5 protein-coding genes are annotated in these 4075 nt (G+C 74.7%); 1 reads left to right on the plus strand and 4 read right to left on the minus strand.

The features are described 5' to 3' along the window. Positions 1 to 613, plus strand: a 613-nt coding sequence (locus HGA02_RS12330; protein ID WP_168679257.1) for an HNH endonuclease family protein, incomplete at its 5' end; no start/stop codon positions are given. 238 nt (positions 614 to 851) lie between these two features. Here HGA02_RS12330 and HGA02_RS12335 read toward each other — a convergent pair. From HGA02_RS12335 to HGA02_RS12350, 4 genes are all read right to left on the minus strand, one after another. Further along, entirely contained in the window at positions 852 to 1580 is a 729-nt protein-coding gene (locus tag HGA02_RS12335) for a M50 family metallopeptidase (protein ID WP_168679258.1), read from the minus strand. 62 nt (positions 1581 to 1642) lie between these two features. Next, a complete protein-coding gene (locus HGA02_RS12340) occupies positions 1643 to 2335 on the minus strand; it encodes an LmeA family phospholipid-binding protein (RefSeq protein ID WP_168679259.1) in 693 nt (230 codons plus the stop codon). A 155-nt stretch (positions 2336 to 2490) separates the two neighbouring features. Further along, a complete protein-coding gene (locus tag HGA02_RS12345) occupies positions 2491 to 2907 on the minus strand; it encodes a hypothetical protein (protein WP_168679260.1) in 417 nt (138 codons plus the stop codon). Between the two features lie 523 nt (positions 2908 to 3430). Then, on the minus strand, positions 3431 to 4075 hold a 645-nt coding region (locus tag HGA02_RS12350), incomplete at its 5' end, for an SbcC/MukB-like Walker B domain-containing protein (protein WP_168679261.1).

Below are 4075 nucleotides of genomic sequence, written 5' to 3' on the forward strand. Positions count from 1 at the left end.
GGCGTGGACGCAGGCGCGCGCGTCGGCGCGCTACCCCGTGCACCCCGACGACCTCACGGTCGCGCGTGCCGCGCTCGCGGCGCTCGACGTGCGCGGGCCGCCGCCGGCCGACCCGTACGACCGTGACGCGTTCGGGCAGGCGTGGGCCGACGTCGACCGCAACGGCTGCGACACCCGCAACGACGTCCTGCGGCGCGATCTCGGCGACGTCGTGACCAAGCCCGGCACGCGCGACTGCGTCGTGCTCAGCGGGACCCTCGACGACCCGTACACCGGACGTCCGGTGCCGTTCGTGCGCGGTGCGGCGTCCGGCGACGTGCAGATCGACCACGTCGTCGCGCTCGGTGACGCGTGGGCGGCCGGTGCGGCCGGCTGGTCGGACACCGCGCGGACCGCGTTCGCGAACGACCCGGCGAACCTGCTCGCCGTCGACGGCTTCACCAACCAGGACAAGGGCGCCGCCGACGCGTCGCAGTGGTTGCCGCCGAACACGGGCTACCGCTGCGCGTACGCCGTGCGGCAGGTGCTCGTGAAGTCCGCGTACGACCTCTCCGTCACGCGCGACGAACGGCGAGCCCTCGCGCACGCCCTCGACGGCTGCGCGACGACGTGAGAGCACAGGACGCGACGGCAGGACGCGGAGGGCGGGGGGACGCGCTGGGCGGGAAGACGCGCAGACGCGAGAGGACGGCAGCGGCAGGAGGGGGCGCGTCGAGGCAGGACGGCAGCGGCAGGAGGCAGGACGGCAGCGGCAGGAGGGGGGCGCGTCGAGGCAGGACGACGCGCAAGCGGGAGGACTCGCAGCGGCAGGAGGACGCGGAGGTGGGCGGGAGCGCGATGCCGGCCGCGTCTCAGGCGAGCTGGAGGCCGACCAGCCACGCACCGCCGAGCGCGAAGCACGCGAGGCAGATGAGGAGGAGGACACCGACCCAGAAGAGCCCCGGCAGATGGGTCAGGCGGCCCAGCATCCCGGCGTCGGAGACGTCGGACCCGCCGCGGCGCCGGACGCGCCGCCGCCCGGACTGCATCTCGAGCACAGCGCGCGGAGCACCGAGGAGGAAGAACCACGTGACCAGGTAGGCGAACGTCGACTGCACCGCCGCCGAGCCCCACACCGTCACGCCGACGAGCACCGCCGCGCTGACGAGCACCGACCACAGGCCGTACCAGTTGCGGATCTGGACGAGCACGAGCGCCACGACGACCACGAGCAGCCAGAGCAGCGCGACGGCGTAGCCCTGCGACAGCAACCACGCGGCACCGAGCCCGAGGAGCGCCGGTGCGGGGTAGCCGGCGGCCGCGGTCGCGACCATGCCGGGACCACGGGGCTTGCCGACCGAGACCGTCAGGCCGGACGTGTCGGAGTGCACCCGGATGCCGGACAGGCGTCGGCCGACGAGCACGGCGACGGCCGCGTGCCCGGCCTCGTGGACGATGGTGAGCGCGTGCCGCGTGAGGTGCCAGAGCTGCGGCACGACGAGCGCCAGCAGCACGACGGCGGCGGTGACGACCACGACGGCCGTGTCCGGCACGGGCAGCGGTGTGGTGACCGACCGCCACGTCTCGTTCCACCAGTCCACGGCTCTCCTCGGCGTCCCGCCCGCAGCGTGTCCGCAGGCAGGGGGACCCTACCGGCGACGCCTCAGGGCTGGGCGGTGAGCGTGACGTCCTCGCCCGTGGCGGTGACGCGTGCACCGTCCGGGACGACCTGCACGCTCGAGAGCACGAGCCCCTCGGGCAGGCCCGTCACCGGGACCTCGAGCCCGCGGAACCGGGACGCGACGCGCTCCGGGAGGTCGTCGACCGTGATCGTGAGCCCGCCCAGCGACATCTGCCCGACGTCGACGAGCAGCCGACCGCTCTCGACGCGCGGCTCGAGTGCTGCCGACAGCGCGACGCCGAGCACCTCGCCCGACGCGACCAGCGAGTCGCCGTCGACCGCGACCGTGACGTCGAGCTCCGTCTGCTCCGCGACGACCTGCTCGATGGTCGCGGTCGGCAGGGTCGCGGTGATCGAGCCGGTCGCGACCGTGTACGGCTCGGACGTGCTCACGCCCTGCGCGTCGAAGGTCACGTCCGTCGCGGTGAGACCGCCGTCGAGCGTCACGCCGTCGACGCTGCCGGTCACGTGGTCGAGCGAGCCCGCCAGCACCTGCGTGAGGAAGGGGAACCCGTCGATCGCGACCGTCGGGGTCCCGGTGACGTCGAGGTTCGCCTGGACCGACTCGGCGGCCCGCCGCTCGGCCGTCGACGCCGCGACGCGGTCCGCGACCACGACCCCCGCGGCGAGCACCACGACCGTCGACACGACGACCGCGACCGCACGCCCGCTCATCGGCCCGCTCCGGCGATGAGCACGGCCGCGTCAGACGCTTCGTGCACCTCGGACGCAGGTGCACGACTCGGGTCGGGGGTGGAGGCGGGCTCGGTCCGGGTGCGCACGCGCCCACCGTAGGGGCGCTGACCTCGACGCACATCCGCAGGGCGCGCTCACCACGTCCATCCGCGCGCGGCGAGCTCGACCTCCTCGCGGAACCGCTCGGCCGGATCGCCCTTGGGGCGTGGGAGCACCTCGACCCCCGCGAGCCGGCACGCCTCGGCGAGCAGCTGGTCGTAGGCGAGCTGGGACGCGATGATCCGCTCCGCGCGCGCGAAGGTGTGCGGGTCGAGCTCGAGCTCGCGCACGTGGTCCGCGACGGCACCGAGCCTCTCCTGGACGCGCAGGGCGTCGAACGGGTTCGGCGGGACGGGCCGCACGGGGCGCAGCCGGTGCGCCCAGCCTTCGAGCCGGTCGGCGAGCGCGACACGCCATCGCGGCGGCTCGTCGGCGCCGGGGAGGAGGGACCACAGGGCGCTGAAGACGAGCGCCGGCACGAAGAGCACTGCGGCCAGCAATACCCACGACATCGTGAGGTCCTTCGTCGACGCTTTCCCCCAGGCTAGGTCGCGCATGTGACGCACGCCACAGGTTCGGGCGAACTGCCGGACCGCGGTCTCGTCGACCTGCACCACCTCGTCGAGGGCCAGCCCGGCCGGACGGGTGGGCCGACGGACACCCGCTCCGGTGCGTTCCCTTGGGCGCGAGGCAGTCGTCCCGACCGGCGGCCGCGGGCTCGAGCTCCTGCCGCACGAGCACGTCCGGGATTCGACGGACGAGCGCTCGGAGGGCTCGAGCCACGAGCATCTCGGAGGCCCGAGCGCCGCGGGCTTCGCGGGCTCAGCCGGGCGGACCGAGAGGCTGCTCCCGCGAGCATCTCGGAGGCCCGAGCACCGTGGGCTTCGCGGGTTCAGCCGGCGCGGACCGAGAGGCTGCTCCCCCGAGCATCTCGGAGGCCCGAGCACCGTGGGCTTCGCGGATTCAGCCGGCGCGGACCGTGAGGGTGCTCCCCCGAGCATCTCGGAGGCTCGAGCACCCGTGGGCTTCGCGGGTTCAGCCGGCGCGGACCGTGAGGGTGCTCGGGCCGTGCGGGGTCGGGCGGACCTCGATGCGGTCGGGGATCGCCTGCTTGAGCGTCTCGACGTGCGACACGACGCCGACGACCCGCCCGCCGGCGCGCAGCCGGCCGAGCTCGGCGAGCACCTGGTCGAGCGTGTGCGGGTCGAGCGTGCCGAACCCCTCGTCGACGAACAGGGTGCCGAGGTCGATCCCGCCCGCCTCGGCGCTCACCACGTCGGCGAGCCCGAGCGCGAGGCACAGCGACACGTAGAACGTCTCGCCGCCCGACAGGGTGCGCGGGTCGCGCGGGTGACCGGTCCGGTGGTCGACGACGCGCATCGACAGACCGGTGCGGCGCGTGCTGACGTCCTCCTTCACGTCGCTGCGCACGAGCTCGTACCGCCCGTCGGACATGCCGAGCAGCCGGTCGTTCGCCGCCGCGACGACTTCCTCGAACCGACGGGTCAGCACGTAGGTGGCGAGCGACAGCGCGTGCGCGTTGTCGCCCCCGGTCCCACCGGCGACGGCGGCGAGCCGTGCGATGGGTGCGTGGTCGGCGCCCCGCTCGACGAGCACGCGCGCGGCGGCGACGACCGCAGCGGTCGCTGCCTCGACGGCGTCGGCACGGTCCCGGGCGCT

It is taken from the genome of Cellulomonas septica (genome assembly GCF_012396155.1).
Lineage (GTDB): Bacteria > Actinomycetota > Actinomycetes > Actinomycetales > Cellulomonadaceae > Cellulomonas > Cellulomonas septica.

Excerpts from the sequence above, each read along its gene's own strand:
- HGA02_RS12340 (WP_168679259.1), bottom strand. The coding sequence starts at position 2,335 with ATGAGCGGGCGTGCGGTCGCGGTCGTCGTGTCGACGGTCGTGGTGCTC.
- HGA02_RS12345 (WP_168679260.1), bottom strand. The coding sequence starts at position 2,907 with ATGTCGTGGGTATTGCTGGCCGCAGTGCTCTTCGTGCCGGCGCTCGTC.